We start from the raw sequence: 26,034 nt of genomic DNA, 5'->3' as shown, positions 1-26,034 counted from the left end.
GCTGATGGGGCCTGGGGGAATTGCTTCTCGCCCGGGGAATAACAGGCAATAAAAAAGCCGACCCGGAGGTCGGCTTTTTTCTACTGCGCAACAGCGAGATTACTTCTTCTCGGCGGGAGCGGCAGCAGCTTCAGCGGGGGCAGCAGCAGCGCCTTCGGCGGGCTTGGCAGCGTCAGCAGCGGGAGCCGCAGCTTCAGCGGGGGCAGCAGCGGGAGCGGCCGGAGCAGCGGGAGCTTCAGCAGCGGGAGCCGGAGCGGCGACGACGGGTTCTTCTTTCTTGCCGCAAGCGGAAACGGCCAGGGCAACCAGAGCAGCAACGAGGAGAGAGTGCTTCATTGTTTATTCCCTATCAATTAGTGTGTGATCCAAACAATCCTGAGGCTGATCAGCCAGGGGGGGCTAATCAGGGCGGCATTATAGCAGTAAATTCAGCCGGGAATAGCCTGCAAGGCCCATTTCTATACGCTTGGCATGTAACAGATTGTCACAGACCCAGGGGGGTATGGGCGACCGCGCTGCACCCTTCGGCCAGGATGGACTCGAAACGCTTGCCGTAGGGGTGGCAGGCCCGGGCATCGGCCTCGATGCATTTGCCCCGGGGCTGTTCCCGGTGGAAGCGCAGCAGGGCGTGTTCGGCATCGATCAGGACCATGGCGTCCTGCAGGTTGGCCAGGCTTTCCGGGGCCTGCAGCCAGGTGAAGGCGTGGCCGTGCTGGCGCGCCAGCTGTACCAGCCGGGGGCAGCCGGTCTGGCTGGGGCCGGGGTGCTGCAGCACCAGGGTCAGGCGGGTATTGGGGCGGCGCAGGAACTCCTGCAGCAGGGCGATCCGCTCCGGGCTTTCCAGCGGAAAACTGGACAGGTCTCCGTCGAAGATGCGGATGGACTGCTGCGCCAGGGGCAGCAGCTGGAGCAGGGCCGCATCCAGTTCGGTGCGGCTGGTGAGAAGGCGTTCAGGCATGGCGGGCTCCCGTGAAGTGCCTACCATAGCAACCGCCATGGGGCGGCGCAACCGCCGCCGCCGGCTGGCTTTGCCTTTGCCGGCGCGCTGGTAGAATGGCGCCTTTTTTCGGGGGATGGGCCCATGCCTGTCGGCAAGATCGAATCCTTGGACCACGACGCCCGGGGCGTGACGCGCCTGGAGGGCAAGACCGTGTTCGTGGAAGGCGCCCTCCCCGGGGAAACGGTGGAGTACGCCCTGTTCCGGGAGAAACCCAATTACGCCGTGGGGGAGGTCAGCGCCGTGCTGCGCCCCTCCTGCGCCCGGGTTCCTCCCCGCTGCCCCCATTTCGGCACCTGCGGTGGCTGCAGCATGCAGCACCTGGAGCCCACCGCCCAGGTGGCGGCCAAGCAGCGTCTGCTGGAAAACAACCTGTGGCATCTGGCCCGGCTCAAGCCGGAGCAGGTCTACAACCCCATCTACGGCCCTACCTGGGGCTATCGCCACCGGGCCCGGCTGACCGTGCGCATGGTGGAATCCAAGGGGATGCTGGTGGGCTTCCACGAGAAGCGCAGCAGCTATGTGGCCGACCTGCATACCTGTCCCATCCTGCCGGCCCACGTTTCCGACCTGCTGGTGCCCCTGCGCCAGCTCTTCGTGGGCCTCTCGATCCGGGACCGGCTGCCCCAGGTGGAAATCGCCGTGGGCGAGAAGTGCACGGTGATGGTGCTGCGCATCCTGGAGCCCCTCAGCGGGGCCGACGAGAAGCTGTTGCGGGCCTTTGCCGACGAGCACGGCATCGTTTTCTTCCTGCAGCCCAAGGGACCGGCTTCGGCCTACCGCTTCCATCCCGTGGATGGTCCTGACCTCTCCTACCTGCTGCCGGAGTTCGGGCTGGAAATGCGTTTTTCTCCCACCGAATTCACCCAGGTCAATCCGGGCATCAACCAGATGCTCATCCGCCGCGCCATGCGTCTGCTCGACCCCCAGCCCGGGGAGCGCATCGCCGACCTGTTCTGCGGCCTGGGCAACTTCACCCTGCCCATCGCCCGCAGCGGCGCCCGGGTGGTGGGGGTGGAAGGCCTCAAGGAACTGACCCGGCGGGCCGAGGAGAATGCGGCGGCCAACGGCCTGGCTGCCAACGTTTCCTTCGGCGTCGCCAATCTCTTTGAATGCACGCCCAAGTCCCTCGGGGCCCTGGGCCATTTCGACAAGATGCTGATCGACCCGCCCCGGGAAGGGGCGGTGGAAGTGGTGAAGGCCCTGGGGGAGGATAGTCCCGGCCGCATCGTCTATGTTTCCTGCAACCCCTCCACCCTGGCCCGGGACGCGGCCATCCTGGTGCATCAGAAGGGCTACCGCTTCAGTGGCGCCGGGATCGTGAACATGTTCCCCCACACTTCCCACGTGGAATCCATCGCCCTGTTCGAGAAGGCGTAGCCGCCAAAAAGCAGGTGCCCCGGAAAGCAGAAGGGACGCCATTCTCCAGCTTGATGCTCTGGAGAATGGCGTCCCTCTTGTCTTTCATGGCACCTACTACTTCAGACCCATGGGCGCCTCAATCTCGGTGCCCTCTGTGTCCTCTGTGGCTAAAAAGCCCTTAACCCACCTCAGCCGATCATCCCCGCGCCGATGGTGTTGTTGGTGCTTTCATCGATGACGATGAAGGCGCCGGTGGCCCGGTTCTGGCTGTAGGGGTCGATGAACAGGGGCTGGGCCAGCTTGAAGCTGACACGGGCGATGTCGTTCATCTGCAGCTTGTCCGTGGCCTGCTGTTCCAGGGTGTTCACGTCCACCCGGTAATCGATGCTGGCCACCTTGGCCTTCACTTCCCGGGTGGTGTGGCGGATCAGGTAGGTGCGGGCCCGGTCCAGGGGCGTTTCCGCCAGCCAGCAGACGGTGGTGTCGATCTGCTTCACCACCTGGGGCTGGGCGGCGCTGCGCACGATCATGTCGCCCCGGGAGATGTCGATCTCGTCTTCCAGCAGCAGGGTGACGGATTGCTCGGAGACGGCCGCGGGAATGCTCTGGCCGCCGATCTGGATGTCCTTGACCCTGGTTTCCCGACCGGAAGGCAGCACGGTGACCGCTTCACCGACAGCCAGCTCGCCGGATTCGACCCGGCCCATGAAGCCCCGGTAGTCGTGCAGTTCCGGATTGGCGGAGTCCTGGGGGCGGCAGACGAACTGCACCGGGAAGCGGAAGGCTTCGGCCTGCTCGCTATGGGCGCCGGGGGTGGCCTCGAGGATTTCCAGCAGGGTCGGGCCCTTGTACCAGGAAAGGGCTTCGCCCCGGTCCACCACCATGTCGCCGTTGAGGGCGGAGAGGGGGATGAAGCGCACGTCTTCGATGCCCAGCTGGGCGGCGAAGGCCAGGTAGTCGGCCTTGATCTTCTCGAACACGGCCTGGTCGTAATTGACCAGATCCATCTTGTTCACCGCCACCAGCAGGTGGGGAATGTTTACCAGGTGGGCCAGGTAGGAATGGCGCCGGGTCTGGGTCAGCACGCCCTTGCGGGCATCCACCAGGATGATGGCCAGGTTGGCGGTGGAGGCGGCGGTCACCATGTTGCGGGTGTACTGCTCGTGGCCCGGGGCGTCGGCGATGATGTACTTGCGGGTACCGGTGCTGAAGTAGCGGTAGGCCACGTCGATGGTGATGCCCTGTTCCCGCTCGGCCTGCAGGCCGTCGGTGAGCAGGGAGAGGTCCACCGCTTCCATGCCGCGCTTCTGGGAAGTGCGCTCGATGGCGGAGAGGGTGTCGGCCAGGATGGTCTTGGTGTCGAACAGCAGGCGCCCGATCAGGGTGCTCTTGCCGTCGTCCACGCTGCCGCAGGTGAGGAAGCGCAGCAGGCCGTGATCTTCAATTTTTTCGGGGGCGGACATCAGAAATACCCTTCCTTCTTACGCTGTTCCATGGAGGCCTCGCTGGTCTGGTCGTCCAGACGGGTGGCGCCCCGTTCGGTGATGGTGGTGGTGGCGGTTTCGAGAACGATCTTCTCCACCGTGTCGGCGTCGGATTCCACCGGGGCGGTGCAGGAGATGTCGCCCACGGTGCGGAAGCGCACCTGCAGGTCGATGATTTCCTCACCGGCCTTGGGCAGGTTGGTCAGCTCGCCGGAAACCAGGGGCACATTGACCGGGACGATGGCGCCCTGGCGCATCACCACCGGGCGGGTGTGGGCGAAGTAGATGGAGGGCAGCTCCAGGCCTTCCCGCTCGATGTACTGCCAGACGTCCATTTCCGTCCAGTTGGAGATGGGGAAGGCGCGGATGTTCTCGCCCTTGTGGGCCCGGGCGTTGTAGAGGTTCCACAGCTCGGGGCGCTGGTTCTTCGGGTCCCATTGGCCGAACTCGTCACGGAAGCTCATGATGCGCTCCTTGGCCCGGGCCTTTTCCTCGTCCCGGCGGGCGCCGCCGATGCAGCAGTCGAAACCGAATTCCTCGATGGCTTCGAGCAGGGTCACGGACTGGTGCTTGTTGCGGGATTCGCCCTCGTGCTTGAGCACCACGGTGCCGCGCTTCATGGAATCTTCCACGGAGCGCACGATGAGGCGCTCGCCCAGCTCGGCGGCCCGCTTGTCACGGAATTCCACCACTTCCTTGTAGTTGTGGCCGGTGTCGATGTGCATCAGGGGGAAGGGGAAACGGCCGGGGCGGAAGGCCTTTTCGGCGATGCGCAGCATGCAGATGGAGTCCTTGCCGCCGGAGAAGAGCAGCACCGGATTGGCGCACTGGCCGGCCACTTCACGCATGATGTGAATGGCCTCCGCCTCGAGCCAGTCGAGGTGGGAGAGGGTTTGCTTGTTCAGAGTGGTCATTTTTCAGTACCGGGTCGCAACGTTTTCTAAGATCGGCAGGGTGGGGCGGTCGGGCTTATTTCTTGTGCAGGCCGCATTCCTTGGTCTCGGGATTGTGTCTTCGGCCGGTGCTAGCGCACCTTAACTTTTGCAAAGTTAGCCTACGACGAAATCCTTCAACTTACTTCTTGTGCAAGCCACACTCCTTCGTTTCAGGATTTTCCCACCACCAGCGGCCGGAGCGGATGTCCTCGCCGGGGGTGACGGAGCGGGTACAGGGGGCGCAGCCGATGCTGGGGTAGAACTGGTCGTGCAGCTTGTTGTAGGGCACGCCATTATCCAGCAGATAGGCCCACACTTCCTTCTCGCTCCAGTCGGCCAGGGGGTTGAACTTCTCCAGGCCGTTGGCTTCGTCGAACAGGCGCACCGCCAGGCCGTCCCGGGTGGCGGCCTGCTGGGCGCGCATGCCGGTGATCCAGGCCTGCTTGCCGGCCAGGGCCCGCTGCAGGGGCTCCACCTTGCGCACGTAGCAACAGCCCTTGCGCAGCTCGATGGATGCGTAAAAGGCGTTGATGCCGTTGGCCCGCACGTATTCCTCGGTGAGATCGTGGCGGGGGTAGAACACCTTCAGCTTCAAGCCGTAGTGCTGTTGCACGGCGGCCATCAGGTCGTAGGTTTCCAGGGGCAGGCGGCCCGTGTCCAGGGAGAAGATTTCGATGGGCAGGCCCGTCTTGACGATGAGGTCGGTCAGCACCATGTCCTCGGCCCCCAGGCTGTTGGCGAAGGTGGCCGGGGAGAAGTCCCGGGCGATCTGGGCCAGCAGGGTCTTGGCGGCTTCCGCCTTGGCTGCGGTGGCGGCTCGCAGCTCGTCGGAGACGCGGAACTGGGCGGGAATGACGCTCATGCGGCCCTCCGGCGGAAGAGGGGTTGGGGCTGGTCCACTGCGGCCTGGTAGGGGGTCTTGAAGGTGTCGAAGAGGGCCAGGGCCTTGTCCGCGTCCTTGTCGGCGCGCAGGGCGAAGGCGTCGATGCCGCAGCGGGCCATGAGGAACAGCTGGTCCGGCAGCACGTCGCCGATGGCGCGGATCTCGCCCTGGTAGCCGTAGCGCTCCCGCAGCAGGCGGGCGGCGGAGTAGCCGCGGCCGTCGGTGAATTTGGGGAAATCCACGGCGATCACGGACAGCTGGGCCAGGTCGTCGGCCAGGCTTTCGGGGCCTTCGCCGGCGGCCAGCCACACGCCCACCGGGGCGGCAGGGCTGGAAGCGGCCAGCAGCGCGGATTTCCGGGCATGCCAGACGGAGAGGGGCACCAGTACCGGGCCCTGGGGCAGGTCAATGGTGTCGGCCGTCTCGCCTTCGGCCAGGCGCAGCACGCTCCAGCTGTCTTCGACGACGGCGCGGTTCTTGATGATGCGGGTCATGGTCGTTCCTTTATTCCGTGTCGATGGGTCAGGCGGCTTTCTTGCCCTTGAGGCGGTCGCCGTACACCTTGTCCTTGAAGGGCTCCACGCCCAGGCGGTCCAGGGTGTCGATGAACAGCTCGTCCTCGTGGCGGTTGTCCAGGTAGACCCGGATCAGCTTTTCCACCACGCCGGCCACTTCGTCGGCGGGGAAGGAGGGGCCGATGACCTTGCCCAGGTGGGCGTTGTTGCCCTGACGGCCGCCCAGGGTGATCTGGTACCACTCCTCGTTGCCCTTATCCACGCCCAGCACGCCGATGTGGCCCACGTGATGGTGGCCGCAGGAGTTCATGCAGCCGGAGATGTTGAGCTCGATGTCGCCGATGTCGTAGAGGTAGTCCAGGTCTTCGAACTTGGCCTGGATGGCGTTGGCGATGGGGATGGACTTGGCGTTGGCCAGGTCGCAGAAATCGCCGCCGGGGCAGCAGATCATGTCCGTGATGAGGCCGATGTTGGGCGTGGCCAGGGCGGCGGCCTTGGCGTCCTGCCACAGGGCCTGCAGCTCGTCCTGGCGCACGTCGGCCAGCACCAGGTTCTGCTCGTGGGTGACGCGCACCTCGCCGAAGCTGTAGCGGTCGGCCAGGTCGGCCACCCGGTCCATCTGCACATCGCTGACGTCGCCCGGGGCGGTGCCCGGCTTTTTCAGGGAAAGGGTGACGGCGGCGTAGCCCGGCACCCGGTGGGGCCGCACATTGCGCTCCACCCAGCGGGCGAAGGCGGGCTGCTCGGCCTGGGCCTGGACGAAACCGTCGTCGATGGCCGGCAGCTGCGCGTAGGCAGGAGGATTGAAGAAGGCCGCCACCCGGTCGTATTCGGCCTGGGTGATGGTGGCCGGGCCGCCCTTGAGGTGGGCCCATTCGGCTTCCACCTGCTCGGCGAATTTTTCCACGCCCAGGGCCTGCACCAGGATCTTGATGCGGGCCTTGTAGGCGTTGTCGCGGCGGCCGTAGCGGTTGTAGACCCGCAGGATGGCTTCGTTGTAGGTGAGGATGTCCTGCCAGGGCAGGAACTCGCGCACCACCTGACCGCGGATGGGGGTGCGCCCCAGGCCGCCGCCGACGATGACGCGGAAGCCCACTTCACCCGCCTCGTTCTTGCGGATGTGCAGGCCGATGTCGTGGAACCAGGTCAGGGCCCGGTCTTCCAGGGCGCCATTCACGGCGATCTTGAACTTGCGCGGCAGGAAGGCAAATTCCGGGTGGAAGGTGCTCCACTGGCGCAGCAGTTCGCACAAGGGGCGGGGGTCCAGGATTTCATCGGCGGCGACGCCGGCGAACTGGTCCGTGGTGACGTTGCGGATGCAGTTGCCGGAGGTCTGGATGGCGTGCATTTCCACCTCCGCCAGTTCCGCCAGGGCGTCGGGCACCCGCTCCAGGGGAATCCAGTTGAACTGCAGGTTGTGGCGGGTGGTGAAGTGGCCGTAGCCCTTGTCGTAGTTCCGGGCGATTTTTGCCAGGCGGCGCAGCTGGGCGCTCGACAGCATGCCGTAGGGCACGGCGACGCGGAACATGGGCGCATGGCGCTGGATGTAGAGGCCGTTCTGCAGGCGCAGGGGGCGGAACTCCTCGTCCGAGAGTTCACCGGCCTTCCAGCGGCGCACCTGGTCCCGGAATTGGGCTACCCGTTCCTGGACGAGGGCGTGGTCATAATTGTCGTAACGGTACATCGTAGGGCCTCGGGCGAAAGAGTCTTAGTGGGCAATGAGTTTGGCGCCGATCAGCACCAGCATGGTGGCCAGGATGGGGCGCAGGATTTTATCCGGTACTTTGGCCGAAATGTGGCTGCCGACCCAGATGCCGGGCAGGGAGCCGATCAGCAGGGCCGTCAGCAGCTGCCAGTCCACGCTGCCCATGAGCCAGTGGCCGGTGCCTGCCACCAGGGTCAGGGGCACGGCGTGGGCCACGTCGCTGCCGACGATACGCACGGCGGGCAGCTTGGGGTAGAGGAAGAACAGGGCGGCCACGCCCAGGGCGCCGGCGCCGACGGAGGAAATGGAAACCAGCACCCCCAGGGTGGCGCCCACCGTGATGGTGATAGGCGTCTGATGCCGTTGTACGAAGGAAGTTTCGTGGCTCAGGGCGTAGGACTGCAGCTTCTTGCGGAAAATGATGGCACAGGCGGTGAGCAGCAGGGCGATGCCCAGGCAGAGGGAGATCAGGCCGGTGGTTTCCGGCCCCTGCTTGGGCAGGTGGGCCAGGATGTAGAGGGTGACGGCGGTGGCGGGCATGCTGCCGGCAGCCAGCAGGCCGACGATGCGCCATTCCACATGACCCTTGCGGGAGTGCACCACGGTGCCGCCAGCCTTGGTCACGGCGGCGTAGAGCAGGTCGGTGCCGACGGCGGTGGCCGGGTGGATGCCGAACAGGAGCACCAGCAGGGGGGTCATGAGGGAACCGCCGCCGACGCCCGTCAAACCGACGATGGCGCCGACTACGAATCCAGAGAGGGTATACAGCCAGTCCATGGTGCGCCTTGTCGTGAAGTGGGGCGCATCGTAACAGCCGTTTATTGGCCTCAAAAGAATATCGTGCTACATTGATATAACCTAAAGTTATTAGCAGGCTATGTTATGAAGCTGCAGCAACTGCGCTATCTGGTCGAGGTTTCCCGCCGCGGACTGAATGTTTCCGAGGCGGCGGAAGCACTCTACACCTCCCAGCCCGGAGTCTCCAAACAGATCAAGATGCTGGAGGACGAACTGGGCATCATCGTTTTCGAGCGCAGCGGCAAGCGCCTCACCGGCATCACCGAACCGGGCAAGGCGGTGCTGGAAATATCCAACCGCATCCTGCGGGAGGCGGAAAACCTCAAGCGGGTGGGCGAGGAATACGCCGGCGGCGATTCCGGCAGCCTGGTCATCGCCACCACCCACACCCAGGCCCGCTACGCCCTGCCGCAAGTGGTGAAGCGCTTCACCGAGCGCTATCCCCGGGTGCGCCTCAACCTGCATCAGGGCAGCCCGACCCAGATCGCCGAGTGGGCGGCCAACGGCGAGGCCGACATCGCCATCGCCACCGAGGCCCTGGACCATGTGCCCAACCTGGTGACCATGCCCTGCTACCAGTGGTCCCACTGCGTCATCGCCCCGGCCGGCCACCCCATCCTGGAGCAGGGTCCCCTGTCCCTCTCGGTGCTGGCCCGCTTTCCCCTCATCACCTACGATCCGGCCTTCACCGGCGGCGGCCGCATCAGCAGCGCTTTCGAGCGCCACGGCCTGACGCCCAATGTGGTTCTCTCCGCCATCGACGCGGACGTGATCAAGACCTACGTCACCCTGGGCCTGGGCCTGGGCATCATCGCCCGCATCGCCTTCGACCCGGAGCGGGACGGCCGGCAGAACGGCCTGGTGGCCCTGGATGCGGGCCATCTGTTCGAATCCAACACCACCCGCCTGGCCCTGCGCCGGGGAACCTATCTGCGCCGCTATGAATATGATTTCATTGAGCTGTTTGCGCCGCACCTGACGCGCAAGGCGGTGGAAAAGTCCATGGAAGGCGCCCTTTCCGGCGGCGCCGGCCGGGGCGAGGACGAGTACCAGCTCTGAGCTGTCGCCGCCGATTCTCCCGGGTTCGCGGTTTTCCTTGATTTTCCTTGGAAAACCGCGTTATACTCGCCGGCTTTCCAACCTTGCCCTACCTGCGAACGCATGGCGGAGGGCTGTTAGCCAAAAGGAGAATACATGCGCCATTACGAAATCGTATTTATCGTCCATCCGGACCAGAGCGAGCAGGTTCCGGCCATGGTCGAACGTTACCGTTCGATCGTGACCACCCGCAGCGGCGTGATCCACCGTCTGGAAGACTGGGGCCGTCGTCAGCTGGCCTACCCGATCCAGAAGGTTCACAAGGCCCACTACGTGCTGATGAACATCGAGTGCGACGGCGAGACCCTGAACGAACTGGAGCACTCCTTCAAGTTCAACGACGCCGTGCTGCGTCACCTCACCGTCAAGACCAAGGCTGCCGTGACCACTCCTTCCCCCATGATGAAGGAAGAGAAGTCCAAGTCCCTGCTCGAAGGCAAGGCTGAAGCCGCTGCCGCCGAAGCGGCCCCGGCTGCCTAATTAATCGTTGGCTGCTGCGAAGCTGACTGAAAACCGCGTTGTCATCACCGGGACGCTGATCGAACACAAACCCTTGCGTTACACCCCCGCCGGCGTGCCGGTGAGCGAAGGGCGCCTGCGCCACGAATCAGAAATGATCGAAGCCGGCCACCCCCGCAAGGTCGAATGTGAAGTCAACGTCGTTGCCCTGGGAACCACAGCCAAATGGCTGCAGGATGCCGGGCCCGGCAAGGCGGTAAGACTCGAAGGGTTTCTCGCCCTGAAGAGCAAGAACAGCCGGCAGCCCATGTTGCACGTAGAACGAATCGAATTTTTGGAAGGAAATGAAAATGGCTCGACCGTTTTTCAAGAAGAAGGACGATGACAAGAAAAAGCGCCGCGGTGGCGGCATGTTCAAGCGCCGCAAGTTCTGCCGCTTCACTGCCGAGAAGATCGTCGAGATCGACTACAAGGACGTGGACCTGCTGAAGGACTTCATCGCTGAAAACGCCAAGATCATGCCGGCCCGCCTGACCGGCACCAAGGCCCACTACCAGCGCCAGCTGGGCGTCGCCGTCAAGCGCGCCCGCTACCTGGCCCTGCTGCCCTACACCGACAACCACGTTTAATCGGGAGAGAGAAACATGCAAATCATTCTTCTGGAAAAGGTTGTTAACCTGGGTAACCTGGGCGACGTGGTCAAGGTCAAGGACGGCTACGCCCGTAACTACCTGATCCCCCAGCGCAAGGCCAAGCGTGCCACCCCCGCCGCCCTGGCTGAGTTCGAAGTCAAGCGCGCCGAGCTGGAAAAGGCCCAGGCCGACAAGCTGGCCGCTGCCGAAGCCCAAGCCGGTCAACTGAACGGCCTGATGGTCCAGATCAGCCGCAAGGCCGGTATGGACGGCCGTCTGTTCGGTTCCGTGTCCAACTTCGACATCGCCGAAGCCCTGGAAGCCCAGGGCCAGAAGGTCGAGAAGGCTGCCATCCGCATGCCCAACGGCCACCTGAAGGCCATCGGTGACTACCCCATCGATATCGCCCTGCACACCGACGTGATCGCCCAGATCACCGTCTCCGTCCTCGGCGAGCACTAAGCCACAAGCGCCCTGCGGGGCGTCTTGCACAAAGGCCTTGCAGGTTGATCCTGTAAGGCCTTTTTCTTTTCTGCCGTCGTTGCAACGGGCCCCAATGGGCGGCGGCAGAGTAGAATTGCCCTTCCTCGACATTGACCTCGCCATGAACAAGCCCCGTCGTTTCTCCCGCTCCGACCCTTCCGATTCCCCCATCGATCCGGCCCTGGCCCAGTTGCGGGTGCCGCCCAACTCCCTGGAGGCCGAACAGTCCCTGCTGGGCGGCCTGCTGCTGGACAACCAGGCCTGGGACAAGGTGGGCGACATGGTCGCCGAGGGCGACTTCTACCGGGACGAACACCGGCGCATTTTCCGCCAGATCCAGCGCCTGCTCTCCCTGGGCAAGCCGGCGGACGTGGTGACGGTGTCCGAGGCCCTGGATGCGGCCGGCGAGACCGAACATACCGGCGGCCTGGCCTATCTGGGCGAACTGGCGGCCAATACGCCGTCGGCCTCCAACATCCGCCGCTACGCCGAAATTGTGCGGGAGCGAGCCATCCTGCGCCAGCTGGTGACGGCCGGCGACGAGATCGCCTCCAGCGCCCTCAACCCCCTGGGGCGGGATGCCAAGACCCTGCTCGACGAAGCCGAGACCCGGGTTTTCGAAATCGCGGAAAAGGGCGCCCATTCCCAGCAGGGTTTCGTGCACATCAACCCCCTGCTCAACGAGGTGGTGCAGAAGATCGAGGAACTGCACGACCGGGACAATCCCTCCGACGTCACCGGCGTGCCCACCGGCTTCATCGACCTGGATTCCAAGACCTCCGGCCTGCAGCCTGGTGACCTCATCATCGTCGCCGGCCGCCCCTCCATGGGTAAGACCGCCTTCGCCCTCAACATCGCCGAATACGTGGCGGTGGAGCAGGGCCTGCCGGTGGGCGTGTTCTCCATGGAAATGGGCGGCGCCCAGCTGGCCATGCGGATGGTGGCATCCCTCGGGCGCCTGGATTCCCACCGCCTGCGTACCGGCCGCCTCAACGACGAGGAGTGGTCCCGCCTCTCCATGGCCCTCGGCAAGATGCACGAGAAGCCCCTCTACATCGACGAGACCGGCGGCCTCAACCCCTTGGACCTGCGGGCCCGGGCCCGGCGCCTGGCGCGCCAGTACGGCGGCAAGCTGGGCCTGATCGTGATCGACTACCTGCAGCTGATGGTCTCCGCCAAGGCCGGCGGCGGCGAGAACCGGGCCACGGAAGTGTCGGAAATCTCCCGGGCCCTGAAGTCCCTGGCCAAGGAACTGTCGGTGCCGGTGATCGCCCTCTCCCAGTTGTCGCGGAAGGTGGAAGAGCGGACCGACAAGCGCCCCATGATGTCCGACTTGCGCGAATCCGGCGCCATCGAACAGGATGCGGACGTGATCATGATGATGTACCGGGACGACTACTACAACAAGGAAAAGAGCCAGTATCCGGGCCAGGCCGAAGTCATCATCGGCAAGCAGCGTAACGGCCCCACCGGCACGGTGCACCTCACCTTCCTCGGCGAATACACCCGCTTCGAGAACTGCGCCTTCCAGGGCAGCCGGGGTCCCGAGTACTGATCCTGGCGGGGCTCTCGGCGTGAAGACCCTGCTCGTCGTCTTCCACTCCCAGACCGGCGGCGCCGCCGCCATGGCCGAAGCCGCCGCCCGGGGCGCCGGCGACGAGCCGCTGGTGACGGTGCGCCTGTGCCATGCCGACAGCGTCGGCCCGGCGGACCTGCTGGCGGCCGATGCCTATCTCTTCGTCACGCCGGAATACCTGGGGGCCATGGCCGGCCGACTCAAGGATTTCTTCGACCGCAGCTACTACCCCGTCCTGGATCGTCTCAACGGCCGTCCCTACGCCGTCCTGGTGTGCGCCGGCAGCGACGGCCAGGGGGCGGCCCGGCAGGTGATGCGCATCGCCACCGGCTGGCGCCTCAAGGCGGTGGCCGAGCCCCTCATCGTGTGCACCCGGGCCCAGACGCCGGAGGCCATCCTGGCTCCCAAGATTCTGGCGGCGGATGATCTGGACCGCTGCGCCGAAGTGGGCGCCGCCCTGGCGGCAGGCCTGGCCCTCGGTATCTACTGAAGGCCGTACCGGAGCGGCGGGCCCGCTCCGCTGCCTCCCTGTGAGCAATGGGGCGGCGCTGTTCCGGCCATGTTCCCGTAGATATAGAAAAGACGCCATTCTCCGCCGCATGTGCCTGGAGAATGGCGTCTTTATTGCCTTCCATGGCTTCCCCTGGTGGGAGGGAAGCGTCTACCGGGACTAGCCCTCGCTGGGACGGGCTTCCAGGTTGATGCTGCCCTGGCGGCCCAGCAGGCGCACGCTGCCGTCCCGCTCCACCTGGGCCAGCAGGGGCCGGTCCACCACCGGCAGGGATTCGCCGGGGCCCTGGGGCAGATGCACCCCGTCGGCACTGCTGTAGGCGGCCCAGTTCATTTCCCAGAAGCCGAAGAGACGCTTGCGCAGGGCGCCGCTGTCGCCGTCCTGGCGCTGGGCCAGGGCCGCATCGGCCGGGTCCACCGGCACCCAGCCGTAGAAGGGGGCGTGGAATTCGGCGCGCCAGTGCTGGGCGGTGGAAACGTCGCCGCTGGCGCCCAGGCTGGGAGACTGGCGGGAAGGGCCGAGGCGCTGGCCGCTGACCCGGCGGGCGGGAATGCCGCAGGCCCGGCACAGGGCGACGAAGATGCCGGCCAGGCCGGCGCCGCCGTCGTTGCGGGCGCAGAGGGCGGCCTGGATGGACTCGGGGGCGCCGCTGCAGCTGATGCCGTGATCCACCACCCAATCGTAGATGGCCAGGGCCTGGGGCATGGGTTCCCGGATGCGGCCGGTGATGCGTTCGGCCAGCTCGGCCAGCACGTCCTGGGGCCAGGGGCCCAGGCTCTGCAGGTTCTGGTTGAGCACTTCCTCCGTCTCCGGCGTGGCGCCGCGGCGGGTGATGTCGAACAGGCGCTGGCGGGTGCCCAGGCGCAGCTTCAGTTCCAGGGTCGGAGCCCGGGTGCCGGCGGGCCATTCGGCGAAGAAGGTCAGCAGGCCGCTGTCCCCGTCCCGGCGCAGGCCGGCCTTGCCGTAGTTGCCCTGCCAGTCCAGGTCTTCCACCCGCTGCCAGTCGTTTTCCGAAGGTACGGGAATCCAGGCCCGCAGGGGCTGGCCGCTGTCCGGCGCGGCGACCTTGACCACCAGGTCGTAATGGCGCCAGGATTGCTGGCGCGGGCGGGGCAGGGGGGCCGGGCGCATGCCGGTGACGTGGCCGGCGGGCGGCTGGTTGGGGGCGGAGGGACGCAGGTTGGCGGAATTGCCCCGGGCGTTGCTTTTGGCCGGAGCCGTCTTGGCGCCGGCCTTGCCGGCCGGCTTCTTGGCCGTCGCCTTGGCGGCGGGCTTGGAACTTGTATTGGTATTGGTTTTCTTGGCAGCGAGGACGCTGCCGGGAGCGACGGCAAGGCCGCCGGCAAGCGCGAGAAAGGCACGGCGCTTCATGCTCAGTCCTCCGGAAAAACTAAAGCCGCACCAGGTGCGGCTTTAGGGGGATGAAAACGTGGAAAAATTATAGCACTTCGGCCGCGTGGTCAGCCAAACGGGAACGCTCGCCCCGCTGCAGGGTGATGTGGCCGGAGTGGGTCCAGCCCTTGAAGCGGTCCACCACGTAGGTGAGACCGGAGGAACCCTCGGTCAGGTAGGGCGTGTCGATCTGGGCGATGTTGCCCAGGCAGACCACCTTGGTGCCCGGGCCGGCCCGGGTGATGAGGGTCTTCATCTGCTTCGGCGTCAGGTTCTGGGCCTCGTCGATGATCAGGTACTTGTTGATGAAGGTGCGGCCCCGCATGAAGTTGAGGGACTTGACCTTGATGCGGCTGCGGATCAGGTCCCGGGTGGCGGCCCGGCCCCAGTCCCCGGCCTCGTCGTCGGTCTTGTTGAGCACGTCCAGGTTGTCCTCCAGGGCGCCCATCCAGGGGGCCATCTTCTCCTCTTCGGTGCCGGGCAGAAAGCCGATGTCCTCGCCTACCGGCACCGTCACCCGGGTCATGATGATCTCCGAGTACTGCTTGGTCTCCAGCACCTGGGTCAGGCCCGCGGCCAGGGTCAGCAGGGTCTTGCCGGTGCCGGCCTGGCCCAGCAGGGTGATGAAATCCACCTCCGGGTCCATCAGCAGGTTGAGGGCGAAATTCTGTTCCCGATTGCGGGCGGTGATGCCCCAGACGTTGTTCTTGGGGTGGGTGAAGTCGATCAGGGTTTCCAGCTCGGCGCTCTTGCCGGAAACGTTGCGCACCAGGGCGTAGAGGGGCTGGGGACCTTCCTGGTAGACGAATTCGTTGACCAGCAGGTGGGAGCAGAGGGGCCCCTTGATGCGGTAGTAGGTGCGGCCTTCCCGCTTGCCCGACTCCATGCCCTGGCCGTGCTTGTCCCAGAAGTCCGCAGGCAGTTCCCGCACGCCGGTGTACAGCAGGTCAGTGTCTTCCAGGACCTTGTCGTTGAAGTAGTCCTCGGCGGCCAGGCCCAGGGTGCGGGCCTTGATGCGCATGTTGATGTCTTTCGACACCAGGATCACCGAACGCTTGGGGTAACGGCGCTGCAGGTGGAAGACGACGGCCAGGATCTGGTTGTCGTACTTGGAGGTGGGCAGGGCCTGGGGCAGTTCGGAACTGATGGCCTCGGTCTGCAGGAACAGGTGGCCGGTGGCCAGCTTGCTGGACGGGGTTTCCAGGGAAATGCCGCCCTCGATCTCGTCGCCGGCGTGGGCCAGGATGTCGTCCAGGGTACGGCTGGCCTGGCGGGCATTGCGGGAGATTTCCGACATGCCCTTCTTGTTGTTGTCCAGTTCCTCCAGCACCATCATCGGCAGGAACACGTCGTGTTCCTCGAAGCGGAAGAGGCTGGTGGGATCGTGCATCAGCACGTTGGTGTCGAGGACGAAGATCTTGCAGCGGGAAGAGGCGGTGGAGGAAGAGGAGGCTACCGTTTTGCTGCTCGCGGCGGGTTTGCGGGCCATGGGGCGTCCTGTCGGTCGAGGGTCAGAGGGATGTGACGAAATCGAGTACTTCCTGGGCGTGGCCGGGCACCTTCACCCCGCGCCATTCCTTGCGCAGCTTGCCTTTGCCGTCGATGACGAAAGTGCTGCGCTCGATGCCCCTTACCTGTTTCCCATACATGTTTTTCAATTTCATGACACCGAACATGGAACACAGGGTTTCGTCCGGATCGGAGATCAGGTCGAAGGGCAGGTTCTGCTTGGTACGGAAATTTTCGTGGGACTTGAGGGAATCCCGGGATACCCCGAGGACCAGGGCGCCGGCGGCGACGAATTGCGGGTGCAGGTCGCGGAACTGCTGGGCTTCGGTGGTACAGCCGGGGGTGCTGTCCTTTGGGTAGAAGTAGAGGACGACGGTCTTGCCGGCGTGGGCGGAGAGGGTGAAGGGGCTGGTGCCGGTGGCCGGCAGGGAGAAGTCGGGAACGCTGCTGTCGGGGGAGAGGGGGGTATCGGCCATATTGGAGCTCCGTGGTTTTTTGTCCATTGTTGGAGCAAACCCGGGAGCGGGTCAAGGCCGCCAGGGGCCGACGGGGCTCAGACCCGGGCCAGCAGCTCCTCGCCGCGGCAGCGTTCGGCCAGCCACCCCAGGCCCAGTCCGGCCAGACTGGCGTGCAGCTGTTCCGGCCGGGCCGTGGCCTGCAACAGCAGCCGGCCCTGGCCCTGGGCCGAAGCGCCGGCCAGGCGCTGAGCCTGGCGGGCCACCGCCTCGGCCACGTCCACCAGCTGGGCGCGGCCGGCCACCAGGGGCGCCAGCAGGGGGGTAAGGAAGGAATAGTGGGTACAGCCCAGGACCAGCTGATCGGCGCCGGCATCCAGCAGCCGCTGCATCTTGAGGCGGACTTCGGCGACGAATTCGGGGGTCTGCAGGTCCCGGCTCTCGACCCGGGTGGCCCAGCCGGGGCAGGGCTCCACCAGCACGTCGACGCCGTCGGCATGGTCCCGGATGAGGCGGGCCAGGCGTTCGCTGCGGGCGGTGGATTCGGTGGCGAGGACGGCGATGCGGCGGCTGCGGCTGGCCTTGGCCGCCGGCTTGACCCCGGGCTCGACGCCGACCACCGGGATGTGGGGCAGGGCGGCGCGCAGCATCTGCACGGCAGCGGCGGTGGCGGTGTTGCAGGCGACGACGATGAGGCCGCAGTCCTGTTCCGCCAGATGGTGGCCGATGGCCAGCACGCGGCCCTGGATGAAGGCGTCGCTGCGCGGCCCGTAGGGCACGTGGGCGGTATCCGCCAGGTAGGTGAGGTCTGCCGTGGGCAGGCTGCGGGCGATGGCGGCCAGGACCGAGAGGCCGCCGATGCCGCTGTCGAAGATGCCGATCATGGCGGGGGATTTTACCGCGCCGCGACCACCACCAGTTCCACTTTATAGCCGGGCTTGGCCAGGCGGGCCTGGACGCAGGCCCGGGAAGGGGCGCTGCCGGCGGGCAGCCAGGCATCCCATACTTCGTTCATGGCGTCGTAGTCGGCCATGTCGGCCAGATAGATGGTGACCTGCAGCAGGCGGCTCTTGTCGCTGCCGGCCCTGGCCAGCAACTGGTCGATGCTGGCCAGGATCTCCCGGGTCTGGGTGGCGGCATCGGCCTCCAGGGTCTGGGCCACTTCCACCAGGTAGATGGTGTCGTTGTGGATCACCACGTCGGAGTAGCGGGGCGTGGTGCCGAAGCGTTCGATGGGCATGGGATGTTTCCGAAAAAGGGGGGGGCTATCGGCGCCAGCCGATTTCCCGGGCGCTGGCGGGACCGACCAGGGTTTCGTCCAGGGAGTCGGGAATGCGGGCCCGGTCGGGGCCGAGGGGGAGGCGGCCGGCCATCAGTTCGGCTTCGCTCTGGGGATAGCGCGGCTCCTGGAACGGCGCGGCATAGCCGTCGGGATGCAGGGGCAGGCCGGTGGCCATGTCGTACTTGTCGCTGGCGCCCAGGGTATGCAGCAGCTCGTGGGCGGCGACGACGTGGTTCTGCGCCGTCTGGCGCGGGTCGGCGAAGAGATGCACGACGCCCAGCATGCCCTTCTCCAGGCCGCTGGAATGGGGCACCCGGGGGTTCAGGGCCGGATCGTGATAGAGCAGGTAGAGGCGCACCTGGGGCTTGGGGCTGGTGGGCGGCGACTGTTTCCAGGCCCAGTAGCGCAGCTGCAGGCTCCACAGGATGCTGTCGAGCACGCTGCCGCCCTGGGGGCGGGGCGGCGGCAGCTGGCGGATTTCCCCGCCCAGGGTGATGTCCACCGGGCGCAGGGTGGTGACGCCGTGGCGCGCCGCTTCGCTGTTCAGGTAATCGCTGATGGGCTGGAAACTGTCCTCACCGAGGCGCTGGAGATAGCGCCGGGTGGCGGCACTGTCGTCGGCAGCCAGGGGATAGACGGCGACGCGCAGGGTGCCTTTCCATGCCGTGGCGTTGGCCTTGGCATGCCAGGCGGAAAAGGCCACCGACGCCAGTACCAGCAGCAGTACGGCGATGCGTAGACGACGCCACATGGCGGTCGGTGGTCTTGAGCGGAGAGCTTAGGCTTTGACCGGGATCTTGCCGATCTTGACCTGCCATTCCTTGGGGCCGGTCTCATGCACGCTGGTGCCGGAGGAATCCACGGCCACGGTGACGGGCATGTTCTGCACCTCGAACTCGTAGATGGCTTCCATGCCCAGGTCGGCAAAGCCCACCACCTTGGCGCTCTTGATGGCCTTGGCCACCAGGTAGGCGGCACCACCCACGGCCATCAGGTAGGCGGACTTGTTGTCCTTGATGGCCTCGATGGCGACGGGGCCGCGCTCGGACTTGCCGATCATGGAGATGAGGCCGGTCTTCTCCAGCATCATGCGGGTGAACTTGTCCATGCGGGTGGCGGTGGTGGGGCCGGCGGGGCCGACCACTTCGTCACGCACCGGATCCACGGGGCCGACGTAGTAGATGACGCGGTTGGTGAAGTCCACCGGCAGCTTCTCGCCCTTGGCCAGCATGTCGGCGATGCGCTTGTGGGCGGCATCGCGGCCGGTCAGCATCTTGCCGTTGAGGAGCAGCTTCTGGCCCGGCTTCCAGGACGCCACTTCTTCCTTGGTCAGGGTGTCCAGATTGACCTGGGTGGCGGCCTTCAGGTCCGGGGTCCAGGTCACGGCGGGCCAGTCTTCCAGCTTGGGCGGCTCGATCTTGGCGGGGCCGGAACCATCCAGGTGGAAGTGGCAGTGGCGGGTGGCGGCGCAGTTGGGCACCAGGGCCACGGGCAGGTTGGCGGCGTGGCAGGGGTAGTCCAGCACCTTGACGTCGAGCACGGTGGTGAGGCCGCCCAGGCCTTGGGCGCCGACGCCCAGGGCGTTTACCTTCTCGTACAGCTCCAGGCGCAGTTCTTCGGCCCGGGTCAGCTTGGCGCCGCTCTTGGCCTTGTCCTGCAGATCATGGATGTCCACCGGGGCCATGATGGATTCCTTGGCCAGCAGCATGGCCTTCTCGGGAGTGCCGCCGATGCCGATGCCGATGATGCCGGGAGGACACCAGCCGGCGCCCATCTCGGGGATCTTCTTGAGGACCCAGTCCACCAGGTCGTCCGAGGGATTGAGCATGGCGAACTTGGACTTGGCTTCGGAGCCGCCGCCCTTGGCGGCGCAGATCACTTCCACGTGGTCGCCGGGAACGATCTCGAAGTGCACCACGGCAGGGGTGTTGTCCTTGGTGTTCTTGCGGGCGCCGGCCGGGTCGGCCAGCACGGAGGCGCGCAGGGGGTTGTCCGGGTTGGCGTAGGCGCGGCGTACGCCTTCATTGACCATTTCCTGCAGGCTCATGGTGGCGTCGTCCCAGCGGACGTTCATGCCGACCTTGAGGAAGACCATGCCGATACCGGTGTCCTGGCAGATGGGGCGGTGGCCTTCGGCGGCCATGCGGGAGTTGGTCAGGATCTGGGCAATGGCGTCCTTGGCGGCGGGGGATTCCTCACGCTCGTAGGCTTCGCCCAGGGCCTTGATGTAGTCCAGGGGGTGGTAGTAGCTGATGTACTGGAAAGCGTCCGCGATGGACTGGATCAGGTCTTCCTGGCGAATGGAACTCATGCTGGGTTTCCTCAGTGCTTGGATTGGAGGTTGAGGGTCTGATTCATGACTTTGTCCGTAACGGCCATCATGAACGCGGAAACGACGAATACAGCGTGGATGCCCACCTGCCAGCCGAGGACCCGGTCGTCCAGCTGGGCGGCATTGATGAAGCTCTTCAGCAGGTGAATGGAGGAAATGCCGATGAGGGCCGTGGCCAGCTTTACCTTGAGGACGCCGGCATTGACGTGGGACAGCCATTCCGGCTGATCCGGGTGGCCCTCGATGTCCAGCTTGGAGACGAAAGTCTCGTAGCCGCCGATGATGACCATGATGAGCAGGTTGGCGATCATCACCACGTCGATCAGGCCGAGGACGATGAGCATGGTCTTGGCTTCGTCCAGGTGGGCGATGTCGGCCACCAGGTGGGACAGTTCCATCATGAACTGAACCACGTAGATGCCCTGGGCGACGATGAGTCCGAGGTAGAGGGGGGCCTGCAGCCAGCGGCTGGAGAAGATCAGGCGCTCCATATTGTTTTGGAATTTGGAATTCATCTTTGTGCGTTGCAAGGTTGTTGGAACCGTTGGGAGCGCGGATTTTAGCATGCCTAGGTGGCTGATTTTGGTGCTCTTTTATGCTGCGGCGCAGCGAGGAGGTGTAAGGGCACTGTAAGAAAGGGGGGGTTTAATCGCGGCCATTCACGGGGCTTTGCGGGCAGTTGATTTGCTCCAGGTCACGGAAAACCAGCGGGTCGCAAAATCCAGAAACAAAATGCGACTCACGCCCCCGAAAGGGAGGGCGTTTAGCTCTCGACGCAGCAATTTTTGCTATTGCAGACAATGCAGAGGAGATGAGTATGTCCCAGATCGAATCCGTTCTCGTTGAAAACCGTGTCTTCCCCCCTTCCGAAGAAGTGGTGAAGCGGGCGACGATTTCCGGCATGGCCGCTTACGAGGCCCTGTGCAAGGAAGCGGAAACCGACTACACCGGTTACTGGGGCCGTCTGGCCAAGGAACACGTGGTCTGGAAGCAGCCTTTCACCAGCGTGCTGGATGAATCCAACGCTCCCTTCTACAAGTGGTTCGCCGACGGCAAGCTGAACGTTTCCTACAACTGCCTGGACAAGAACGTCGAAGCCGGCCTGGGCGACAAGGTCGCCATCATCTTCGAAGCCGACGGCGGTGCCGTCTCCAAGGTCACCTACAAGGAACTGCTGTCCCGCGTCGCCAAGTTCGCCAACGCGCTGAAGGCCAAGGGCATCAAGAAGGGCGACCGCGTCATCATCTACCTGCCCATGTCCATCGAGGGCATCGTCGCCATGCAGGCCTGCGCCCGTATCGGCGCCATCCATTCCGTGGTCTTCGGCGGCTTCTCCGCCAAGTCCCTGGAAGAGCGCATCCTGGATGCCGGCGCCGTGGCCGTCATCACCGCCGACGAGCAGACCCGTGGCGGCAAGAACATCCCCCTGAAGCCCGCCGTTGATGAAGCCCTTACCCTGGTCGGCGCCAACTCCCCGGTGAAGACCGTGATCGTGGCCAAGCGCACCGGCGGCGCCTGCAACATGGTGGCCGGCCGCGACGTGTGGTGGACCGATGCCGAAGCCGGTCAGTCCGACGTCTGCGAACCCGAGTGGGTCGAGGCCGAGCATCCCCTGTTCCTGCTCTACACCTCCGGTTCCACCGGCAAGCCCAAGGGCGTCCAGCACTCTTCCGGCGGCTACCTGCTGCACGCCGCCCTGACCATGAAGTGGACCTTCGACATCAAGCCTGACGATGTCTTCTGGTGCACCGCCGACATCGGTTGGGTCACCGGCCACACCTACATCACCTACGGCCCCCTGGCCTGCGGCGCCACCGAGATCGTCTTCGAAGGCGTGCCCACCTTCCCGGACGCCGGCCGCTTCTGGAAGATGATCCAGGACCACAAGGTCTCCATCTTCTACACCGCGCCCACCGCCATCCGCTCCCTGATCAAGGCCGGCGCCGACCTGCCGAAGAAGTACGACCTGACTTCCCTGCGTCTGCTGGGTTCCGTCGGCGAGCCGATCAACCCCGAAGCCTGGATGTGGTACTACAACGAGATCGGCGGCGGCCGCTGCCCCATCGTCGATACCTTCTGGCAGACCGAAACCGGCGGCCACATGATCACCCCGCTGCCCGGCGTCACCCCCCTGGTGCCCGGTTCCTGCACCCTGCCGTTCCCCGGCATCCAGGCCGCCATCGTCGATGAGACCGGCCACGAGCTGGAGTGGGGCAAGGGCGGCTTCCTGGTGGTGAAAAAGCCCTGGCCCTCCATGATCCGCACCATCTGGGGCGATCCGGAGCGTTTCAAGAAGTCCTACTACCCCGAAGACCTGGGCGGCCGCCTGTACCTGGCCGGCGACGGTGCCGTGCGCAACGCCAAGACCGGCAACTTCACCATCACCGGCCGTATCGACGACGTGCTGAACGTCTCCGGTCACCGCATGGGCACCATGGAAATCGAATCCGCCCTGGTGGCCAACCCCCTGGTGGCCGAGGCTGCCGTGGTGGGCCGTCCCGACGACCTGACCGGCGAAGCCATCTGCGCCTTCGTGGTGCTGAAGGGCTCCCGTCCCTCCGGCGAGGATGCCAAGCGCGTCATCAAGGAGCTGCAGGACTGGGTGGGCAAGGAAATCGGCCCCATCGCCAAGCCCAAGGACATCCGCTTCGGCGAGAACCTGCCCAAGACCCGCTCCGGCAAGATCATGCGTCGTCTGCTGCGTTCCCTGGCCAAGGGCGAGGAAGTCACCCAGGACGTTTCCACCCTGGAAAACCCGGCCATCCTGGAGCAACTGAAACAACCCGGCGCCTGAGCCTGCAACCAACCGCCGGGGCGACCCGGCGGTAAAACAACTGAAATACAGAGGGGCGTGGAGGAGACCACCCAGTCGTGAAGCCGGCATGATCCACCGGCCATCGACACTCTGTACCAAGCGGCAGACTATAAAGACCGCTTTCGGGCCGGCGCGATATTGTTCGCGCCGGCCTCTTCATTTGCTACGTTGCGCAGGGAGAGAATAAAAAATGTCCACAAACGCAACCCAGATGCTGGTGTCCGCCACCATGGAGTTCCTGCGGCGCCATTCGCCCTTCGACCGCATGGAGGGGGATGCCCTGCGTTTCCTCGCCGAGCGCCTCAAGCTCGCCTATTACCACAAGGATGCGGCCATCCTGACCCCGGACATGGGGGCGGCCCGCACCTTCTATATCATCCAGCGGGGCAAGGTGGTGGCGCGCCAGGCCGGCGAGGTCAATGTCACCGAATACAACGCCATGACCCTGGGCCCGGGGGAATGCTTCCCCATCGGCGCCGTCACCGCCCAGCGGGCCTCCACCAACGGCTATACCGCCATCGAGGATGTCTTCTGCTACCAGCTGGCGGCCGACGATTTCTTCGAGCTGATGCGCATGAGCTCGGTGTTCAACCTGTTCTGCACCCAGTACATCGCCAGCCTGCTCAACCAGTCCCGGCAGCAGCTTCAGGTCCAGTTCGCCCAGCGGGCGGCGGAGCAGCAGTCCCTCAACACGCCCCTGTCCCTGCTGGCCAAGCGGGAACCCGTCTCGGTGCAGCCGGAAACGCCCCTGCGCCAGGTGCTGGAGGCCATGGGCCAGCAGCGCCTGGGCTCCATGATCGTCACCGATGCGGAAGGCAAGCCGGTGGGCATCTTCACCCAGAGCGACGTGCTGCACCGGGTGGTGCTGGCCGGCGTGGCCCTGGAGGAGCCCATCGGCAAGGTCATGTCGAAGGACCCCCATACCCTGCAGGACACGGTCTATGCCTACGATGCGGCCCTGGCCATGGCCATGCACGGCATCCGCCACGTGCTGGTGGTGGATGGGGAAGGGCGGCTCAAGGGCGTCATTTCCGAGCGGGACCTGTTCACCCTGCAGCGGGTCGGCCTGCGCCAGATCCGCCAGTCGGTGGAGACGGCGCCGGACCTGGAAACCCTGCTGCAGACCAGCCACGACGTGCGTCAGCTGGCCCTCAACATGCTGGCCCAGGGGGTCGGCGCGGAACAGGTGACCCAGTTCATCTCCGCCCTCAACGACACCATCACCCGCCGGGTGCTGGAACTGAACCTGGACAAGCACGACCTCTACGGCGTGGACTGGGCCTGGCTCTCCTTCGGCTCCGAAGGCCGGGAGGAGCAGACCTTCAGCACCGACCAGGACAACGGCATCATCTACCTGTGCCCGGACTTCATGGACAAGGAGCAGCTGAAGATGCGGCTGCTGGACTTCGCCCGGGACGTGAACGACGACCTGGACAAGTGCGGCTTCCCCCTCTGCTCCGGCAACATCATGGCCGGCAACCCGGACCTGTGCCTGACCCTGGAGGAGTGGGAGGAAAAGTTCACCAACTGGGTGCGCCATCCCCATCCGGCGGCCCTGCTCAACGCCACCATCTTCTTCGATTTCCGCACCCTTTACGGCAACCCCAGCCTGGGGGAGCGGCTGCGCAAGTGGATGCTGAGCCTGACCACGAGCAACCCGGGCTTCCTCAAGATGATGGCCCACAACGCCCTGGACGTGGAGCCGCCCCTGGGCAAGATCCGAGACTTCGTCACCGATCTGGATCCGGAGCATCCGGGTACCATCGACCTGAAGAAGTACGGCGCCCGCCTGTTCGTGGACATCGCCCGCATCTACGCCCTGGCCGCCGGCATCCACAACAGCAACACGGTGCAGCGCCTGCGCCACAGCGCCAAGCGTCTGGGCATCAGCGGCGAGGAAATGGCCGCCATCATCGACTCCTTCAACTTCATCCAGCTGCTGCGCCTGCGGCATCAGCACCTGGAGACGGAGGCGGGCCAGGCCGGGGACAACCGCATCCATCCGGATAAGCTCAATGAGCTGGACCGGCGCATCCTCAAGGAATCCTTCCGCCAGGTGCGCAAGCTGCAGAGCCGCATCAAGATGGACTACCAGGTATGAGCTGGCTGGCCCGTTTCTTCCGCAGCAAGAAGCCGGAGGTGGTGCTCTCGCCCGAGCAGCGGGAGCGCCTGGAACGCTGGCAGCAGCTGCCGGATCCGGACCTCAACCACTCCCATTTCCAGACCCGCTATGTGGTGGTAGACGTGGAATCCTCCGGCCTCAACATGGTCAAGGACCGGCTCATTTCCATTGGCGCCGTGGCCGTGGTCAATGGCCTCATCGACACCCAGGACGCCTTCGAGGTGATCCTCAAGCAGGAGGTGGTGAGCGACACCGCCAACATCCTGCTGCACGGCATCGGCGGTTCGGCCCAGCGGGAGGGCATGGAGCCGGCGGATGCCCTGCTGCTGTTCCTCGAATACATCGGCAAGTGCCCCCTGGTGGCCTACCACGCCATGTTCGACCACTCCATGATCGCCCGGGCCATGGAGAAGTACCTGGGCATCGAGTTCGAGCAGCAGTGGCTGGACCTGGCCTGGATCATGCCCGAGCTGTTCCAGGACCGCATCGACACCAACGTGGCCCTGGATGCCTGGCTCAACCTCTTCGGCATCGAGAACATCCAGCGCCACAACGCCGTCTCCGACTGCTACGCCACCGCCAAGCTGCTGCAGGTGGCCATGGCCCGGGCGGCGGAGCGGGGCGCCGAATGCCCGGAGCGGATGATGGAAATCGAGCGGGTCCGCCGCTGGCTGCGGCGCAGCAACTGA

27 protein-coding genes are annotated in these 26,034 nt (G+C 65.3%); 11 read left to right on the top strand and 16 right to left on the bottom strand.

What is annotated here, in order from left to right; translation table 11 throughout:
• Window positions 1–99: 99 nt before the first annotated feature.
• Window positions 100–336, bottom strand: a complete 237-nt coding sequence (locus AC1RTA_RS09685) for a hypothetical protein (protein ID WP_492784604.1) — start codon at window positions 334–336, stop codon at window positions 100–102.
• A 148-nt stretch (window positions 337–484) separates the two neighbouring features.
• Window positions 485–958 carry a DUF7931 domain-containing protein gene (locus AC1RTA_RS09680; protein ID WP_492784603.1) on the bottom strand — a complete coding sequence of 158 codons (474 nt, stop codon included), beginning with the start codon at window positions 956–958 and terminating at the stop codon, window positions 485–487.
• Window positions 959–1,081: 123 nt separating this feature from the next.
• Between AC1RTA_RS09680 and rlmD the strand changes: the two genes are divergently transcribed.
• A complete protein-coding gene (gene rlmD, locus AC1RTA_RS09675; protein ID WP_130458170.1) occupies window positions 1,082–2,377 on the top strand; it encodes a 23S rRNA (uracil(1939)-C(5))-methyltransferase RlmD in 1,296 nt (431 codons plus the stop codon).
• A 170-nt stretch (window positions 2,378–2,547) separates the two neighbouring features.
• Here the strand turns inward: rlmD and cysN are convergent, their stop codons facing one another.
• The 6 genes from cysN to AC1RTA_RS09645 form a co-directional block, all read right to left on the bottom strand.
• The gene (cysN, locus tag AC1RTA_RS09670; protein WP_492784602.1) at window positions 2,548–3,822 is read right to left on the bottom strand and encodes a sulfate adenylyltransferase subunit CysN; all 1,275 of its coding nucleotides are present in this window, start codon (window positions 3,820–3,822) and stop codon (window positions 2,548–2,550) included.
• Window positions 3,822–4,757: a sulfate adenylyltransferase subunit CysD gene (gene cysD, locus AC1RTA_RS09665; RefSeq protein ID WP_492784601.1), complete on the bottom strand. Its 936-nt coding sequence runs from the start codon at window positions 4,755–4,757 to the stop codon at window positions 3,822–3,824. The genes cysN and cysD overlap by 1 nt, the downstream gene beginning before the upstream one ends.
• Before the next feature lie 160 nt (window positions 4,758–4,917).
• On the bottom strand, window positions 4,918–5,640 hold the full coding sequence (locus tag AC1RTA_RS09660; protein ID WP_492784600.1) for a phosphoadenylyl-sulfate reductase: 723 nt from the start codon (window positions 5,638–5,640) through the stop codon (window positions 4,918–4,920).
• Window positions 5,637–6,155, bottom strand: coding sequence for a DUF934 domain-containing protein (locus tag AC1RTA_RS09655; RefSeq protein ID WP_014237055.1), 519 nt, complete (start codon window positions 6,153–6,155; stop codon window positions 5,637–5,639). The genes AC1RTA_RS09660 and AC1RTA_RS09655 overlap by 4 nt, the downstream gene beginning before the upstream one ends.
• A gap of 28 nt (window positions 6,156–6,183) precedes the next feature.
• Window positions 6,184–7,860 (bottom strand): nitrite/sulfite reductase, encoded by a 1,677-nt coding sequence (locus AC1RTA_RS09650; RefSeq protein ID WP_492784599.1) that lies wholly within the window; start codon window positions 7,858–7,860, stop codon window positions 6,184–6,186.
• Between the two features lie 24 nt (window positions 7,861–7,884).
• A complete protein-coding gene (locus AC1RTA_RS09645) occupies window positions 7,885–8,658 on the bottom strand; it encodes a sulfite exporter TauE/SafE family protein (RefSeq protein WP_416242825.1) in 774 nt (257 codons plus the stop codon).
• A 105-nt stretch (window positions 8,659–8,763) separates the two neighbouring features.
• Here AC1RTA_RS09645 and cysB point away from each other — a divergent pair, with 105 nt between their 5' ends.
• From cysB to AC1RTA_RS09610, 7 genes are all read left to right on the top strand, one after another.
• Window positions 8,764–9,738: an HTH-type transcriptional regulator CysB gene (cysB, locus tag AC1RTA_RS09640; protein WP_014237058.1), complete on the top strand. Its 975-nt coding sequence runs from the start codon at window positions 8,764–8,766 to the stop codon at window positions 9,736–9,738.
• A 135-nt stretch (window positions 9,739–9,873) separates the two neighbouring features.
• Window positions 9,874–10,257 (top strand): 30S ribosomal protein S6, encoded by a 384-nt coding sequence (rpsF, locus tag AC1RTA_RS09635; RefSeq protein ID WP_014237059.1) that lies wholly within the window; start codon window positions 9,874–9,876, stop codon window positions 10,255–10,257.
• A gap of 7 nt (window positions 10,258–10,264) precedes the next feature.
• Window positions 10,265–10,621: a primosomal replication protein N gene (gene priB / locus AC1RTA_RS09630; protein WP_232058863.1), complete on the top strand. Its 357-nt coding sequence runs from the start codon at window positions 10,265–10,267 to the stop codon at window positions 10,619–10,621.
• A complete protein-coding gene (rpsR, locus tag AC1RTA_RS09625) occupies window positions 10,587–10,865 on the top strand; it encodes a 30S ribosomal protein S18 (protein ID WP_014237061.1) in 279 nt (92 codons plus the stop codon). The genes priB and rpsR overlap by 35 nt, the downstream gene beginning before the upstream one ends.
• 15 nt (window positions 10,866–10,880) lie before the next feature.
• Window positions 10,881–11,330, top strand: a complete 450-nt coding sequence (rplI, locus tag AC1RTA_RS09620) for a 50S ribosomal protein L9 (RefSeq protein WP_014237062.1) — start codon at window positions 10,881–10,883, stop codon at window positions 11,328–11,330.
• Between the two features lie 142 nt (window positions 11,331–11,472).
• The gene (gene dnaB / locus AC1RTA_RS09615) at window positions 11,473–12,906 is read left to right on the top strand and encodes a replicative DNA helicase (RefSeq protein WP_043799125.1); all 1,434 of its coding nucleotides are present in this window, start codon (window positions 11,473–11,475) and stop codon (window positions 12,904–12,906) included.
• A gap of 19 nt (window positions 12,907–12,925) precedes the next feature.
• Window positions 12,926–13,417, top strand: coding sequence for a flavodoxin family protein (locus AC1RTA_RS09610; protein WP_197739066.1), 492 nt, complete (start codon window positions 12,926–12,928; stop codon window positions 13,415–13,417).
• A gap of 180 nt (window positions 13,418–13,597) precedes the next feature.
• On the opposite strand, the gene AC1RTA_RS09605 is transcribed toward AC1RTA_RS09610, so the two are convergent.
• The 8 genes from AC1RTA_RS09605 to AC1RTA_RS09570 form a co-directional block, all read right to left on the bottom strand.
• Window positions 13,598–14,809 (bottom strand): transglutaminase-like domain-containing protein, encoded by a 1,212-nt coding sequence (locus tag AC1RTA_RS09605; protein WP_492784598.1) that lies wholly within the window; start codon window positions 14,807–14,809, stop codon window positions 13,598–13,600.
• A gap of 67 nt (window positions 14,810–14,876) precedes the next feature.
• Window positions 14,877–16,319 carry a PhoH family protein gene (locus tag AC1RTA_RS09600; protein ID WP_014237066.1) on the bottom strand — a complete coding sequence of 481 codons (1,443 nt, stop codon included), beginning with the start codon at window positions 16,317–16,319 and terminating at the stop codon, window positions 14,877–14,879.
• Window positions 16,320–16,341: 22 nt separating this feature from the next.
• Complete coding sequence (locus AC1RTA_RS09595) at window positions 16,342–16,815, bottom strand: peroxiredoxin (RefSeq protein WP_492784597.1); 474 nt, start codon at window positions 16,813–16,815, stop codon at window positions 16,342–16,344.
• A gap of 77 nt (window positions 16,816–16,892) precedes the next feature.
• The gene (murI, locus tag AC1RTA_RS09590; protein WP_014237068.1) at window positions 16,893–17,678 is read right to left on the bottom strand and encodes a glutamate racemase; all 786 of its coding nucleotides are present in this window, start codon (window positions 17,676–17,678) and stop codon (window positions 16,893–16,895) included.
• Between the two features lie 11 nt (window positions 17,679–17,689).
• A complete protein-coding gene (locus tag AC1RTA_RS09585) occupies window positions 17,690–18,034 on the bottom strand; it encodes a RidA family protein (protein WP_492784596.1) in 345 nt (114 codons plus the stop codon).
• Window positions 18,035–18,059: 25 nt separating this feature from the next.
• Window positions 18,060–18,827, bottom strand: a complete 768-nt coding sequence (locus AC1RTA_RS09580) for a hypothetical protein (RefSeq protein WP_014237070.1) — start codon at window positions 18,825–18,827, stop codon at window positions 18,060–18,062.
• A 27-nt stretch (window positions 18,828–18,854) separates the two neighbouring features.
• Entirely contained in the window at window positions 18,855–20,387 is a 1,533-nt protein-coding gene (locus AC1RTA_RS09575) for a fumarate hydratase (protein ID WP_014237071.1), read from the bottom strand.
• An 11-nt stretch (window positions 20,388–20,398) separates the two neighbouring features.
• Entirely contained in the window at window positions 20,399–20,923 is a 525-nt protein-coding gene (locus AC1RTA_RS09570) for a TIGR00645 family protein (RefSeq protein ID WP_014237072.1), read from the bottom strand.
• A 302-nt stretch (window positions 20,924–21,225) separates the two neighbouring features.
• Here AC1RTA_RS09570 and acs point away from each other — a divergent pair, with 302 nt between their 5' ends.
• The 3 genes from acs to AC1RTA_RS09555 all read left to right on the top strand — a co-directional run bounded on the left by acs (window position 21,226) and on the right by AC1RTA_RS09555 (window position 26,034).
• The gene (acs, locus tag AC1RTA_RS09565) at window positions 21,226–23,202 is read left to right on the top strand and encodes an acetate--CoA ligase (protein WP_492784595.1); all 1,977 of its coding nucleotides are present in this window, start codon (window positions 21,226–21,228) and stop codon (window positions 23,200–23,202) included.
• A 211-nt stretch (window positions 23,203–23,413) separates the two neighbouring features.
• Window positions 23,414–25,324 carry a DUF294 nucleotidyltransferase-like domain-containing protein gene (locus AC1RTA_RS09560; protein ID WP_152089498.1) on the top strand — a complete coding sequence of 637 codons (1,911 nt, stop codon included), beginning with the start codon at window positions 23,414–23,416 and terminating at the stop codon, window positions 25,322–25,324.
• Complete coding sequence (locus tag AC1RTA_RS09555; protein ID WP_014237075.1) at window positions 25,321–26,034, top strand: 3'-5' exonuclease; 714 nt, start codon at window positions 25,321–25,323, stop codon at window positions 26,032–26,034. The genes AC1RTA_RS09560 and AC1RTA_RS09555 overlap by 4 nt, the downstream gene beginning before the upstream one ends.

Source organism: Azospira sp. MPR-E4 (assembly GCF_058809645.1).
Note: the sequence above shows the minus strand (reverse complement) of the source record. Positions and strands in the feature narration are given on the sequence as shown.

What these genes read in the sequence shown, in the direction of transcription:
- AC1RTA_RS09685 (WP_492784604.1), bottom strand. Translation starts at nt 336, where the DNA reads ATGAAGCACTCTCTCCTCGTTGCTGCTCTGGTTGCCCTGGCCGTTTCC.
- AC1RTA_RS09680 (WP_492784603.1), bottom strand. Translation starts at nt 958, where the DNA reads ATGCCTGAACGCCTTCTCACCAGCCGCACCGAACTGGATGCGGCCCTG.
- rlmD (WP_130458170.1), top strand. Translation starts at nt 1,082, where the DNA reads ATGCCTGTCGGCAAGATCGAATCCTTGGACCACGACGCCCGGGGCGTG.
- cysN (WP_492784602.1), bottom strand. Translation starts at nt 3,822, where the DNA reads ATGTCCGCCCCCGAAAAAATTGAAGATCACGGCCTGCTGCGCTTCCTC.
- cysD (WP_492784601.1), bottom strand. Translation starts at nt 4,757, where the DNA reads ATGACCACTCTGAACAAGCAAACCCTCTCCCACCTCGACTGGCTCGAG.
- AC1RTA_RS09660 (WP_492784600.1), bottom strand. Translation starts at nt 5,640, where the DNA reads ATGAGCGTCATTCCCGCCCAGTTCCGCGTCTCCGACGAGCTGCGAGCC.
- AC1RTA_RS09655 (WP_014237055.1), bottom strand. Translation starts at nt 6,155, where the DNA reads ATGACCCGCATCATCAAGAACCGCGCCGTCGTCGAAGACAGCTGGAGC.
- AC1RTA_RS09650 (WP_492784599.1), bottom strand. Translation starts at nt 7,860, where the DNA reads ATGTACCGTTACGACAATTATGACCACGCCCTCGTCCAGGAACGGGTA.
- AC1RTA_RS09645 (WP_416242825.1), bottom strand. Translation starts at nt 8,658, where the DNA reads ATGGACTGGCTGTATACCCTCTCTGGATTCGTAGTCGGCGCCATCGTC.
- cysB (WP_014237058.1), top strand. Translation starts at nt 8,764, where the DNA reads ATGAAGCTGCAGCAACTGCGCTATCTGGTCGAGGTTTCCCGCCGCGGA.
- rpsF (WP_014237059.1), top strand. Translation starts at nt 9,874, where the DNA reads ATGCGCCATTACGAAATCGTATTTATCGTCCATCCGGACCAGAGCGAG.
- rpsR (WP_014237061.1), top strand. Translation starts at nt 10,587, where the DNA reads ATGGCTCGACCGTTTTTCAAGAAGAAGGACGATGACAAGAAAAAGCGC.
- rplI (WP_014237062.1), top strand. Translation starts at nt 10,881, where the DNA reads ATGCAAATCATTCTTCTGGAAAAGGTTGTTAACCTGGGTAACCTGGGC.
- dnaB (WP_043799125.1), top strand. Translation starts at nt 11,473, where the DNA reads ATGAACAAGCCCCGTCGTTTCTCCCGCTCCGACCCTTCCGATTCCCCC.
- AC1RTA_RS09605 (WP_492784598.1), bottom strand. Translation starts at nt 14,809, where the DNA reads ATGAAGCGCCGTGCCTTTCTCGCGCTTGCCGGCGGCCTTGCCGTCGCT.
- AC1RTA_RS09600 (WP_014237066.1), bottom strand. Translation starts at nt 16,319, where the DNA reads ATGGCCCGCAAACCCGCCGCGAGCAGCAAAACGGTAGCCTCCTCTTCC.
- AC1RTA_RS09595 (WP_492784597.1), bottom strand. Translation starts at nt 16,815, where the DNA reads ATGGCCGATACCCCCCTCTCCCCCGACAGCAGCGTTCCCGACTTCTCC.
- murI (WP_014237068.1), bottom strand. Translation starts at nt 17,678, where the DNA reads ATGATCGGCATCTTCGACAGCGGCATCGGCGGCCTCTCGGTCCTGGCC.
- AC1RTA_RS09585 (WP_492784596.1), bottom strand. Translation starts at nt 18,034, where the DNA reads ATGCCCATCGAACGCTTCGGCACCACGCCCCGCTACTCCGACGTGGTG.
- AC1RTA_RS09580 (WP_014237070.1), bottom strand. Translation starts at nt 18,827, where the DNA reads ATGTGGCGTCGTCTACGCATCGCCGTACTGCTGCTGGTACTGGCGTCG.
- AC1RTA_RS09575 (WP_014237071.1), bottom strand. Translation starts at nt 20,387, where the DNA reads ATGAGTTCCATTCGCCAGGAAGACCTGATCCAGTCCATCGCGGACGCT.
- AC1RTA_RS09570 (WP_014237072.1), bottom strand. Translation starts at nt 20,923, where the DNA reads ATGAATTCCAAATTCCAAAACAATATGGAGCGCCTGATCTTCTCCAGC.
- acs (WP_492784595.1), top strand. Translation starts at nt 21,226, where the DNA reads ATGTCCCAGATCGAATCCGTTCTCGTTGAAAACCGTGTCTTCCCCCCT.
- AC1RTA_RS09560 (WP_152089498.1), top strand. Translation starts at nt 23,414, where the DNA reads ATGTCCACAAACGCAACCCAGATGCTGGTGTCCGCCACCATGGAGTTC.
- AC1RTA_RS09555 (WP_014237075.1), top strand. Translation starts at nt 25,321, where the DNA reads ATGAGCTGGCTGGCCCGTTTCTTCCGCAGCAAGAAGCCGGAGGTGGTG.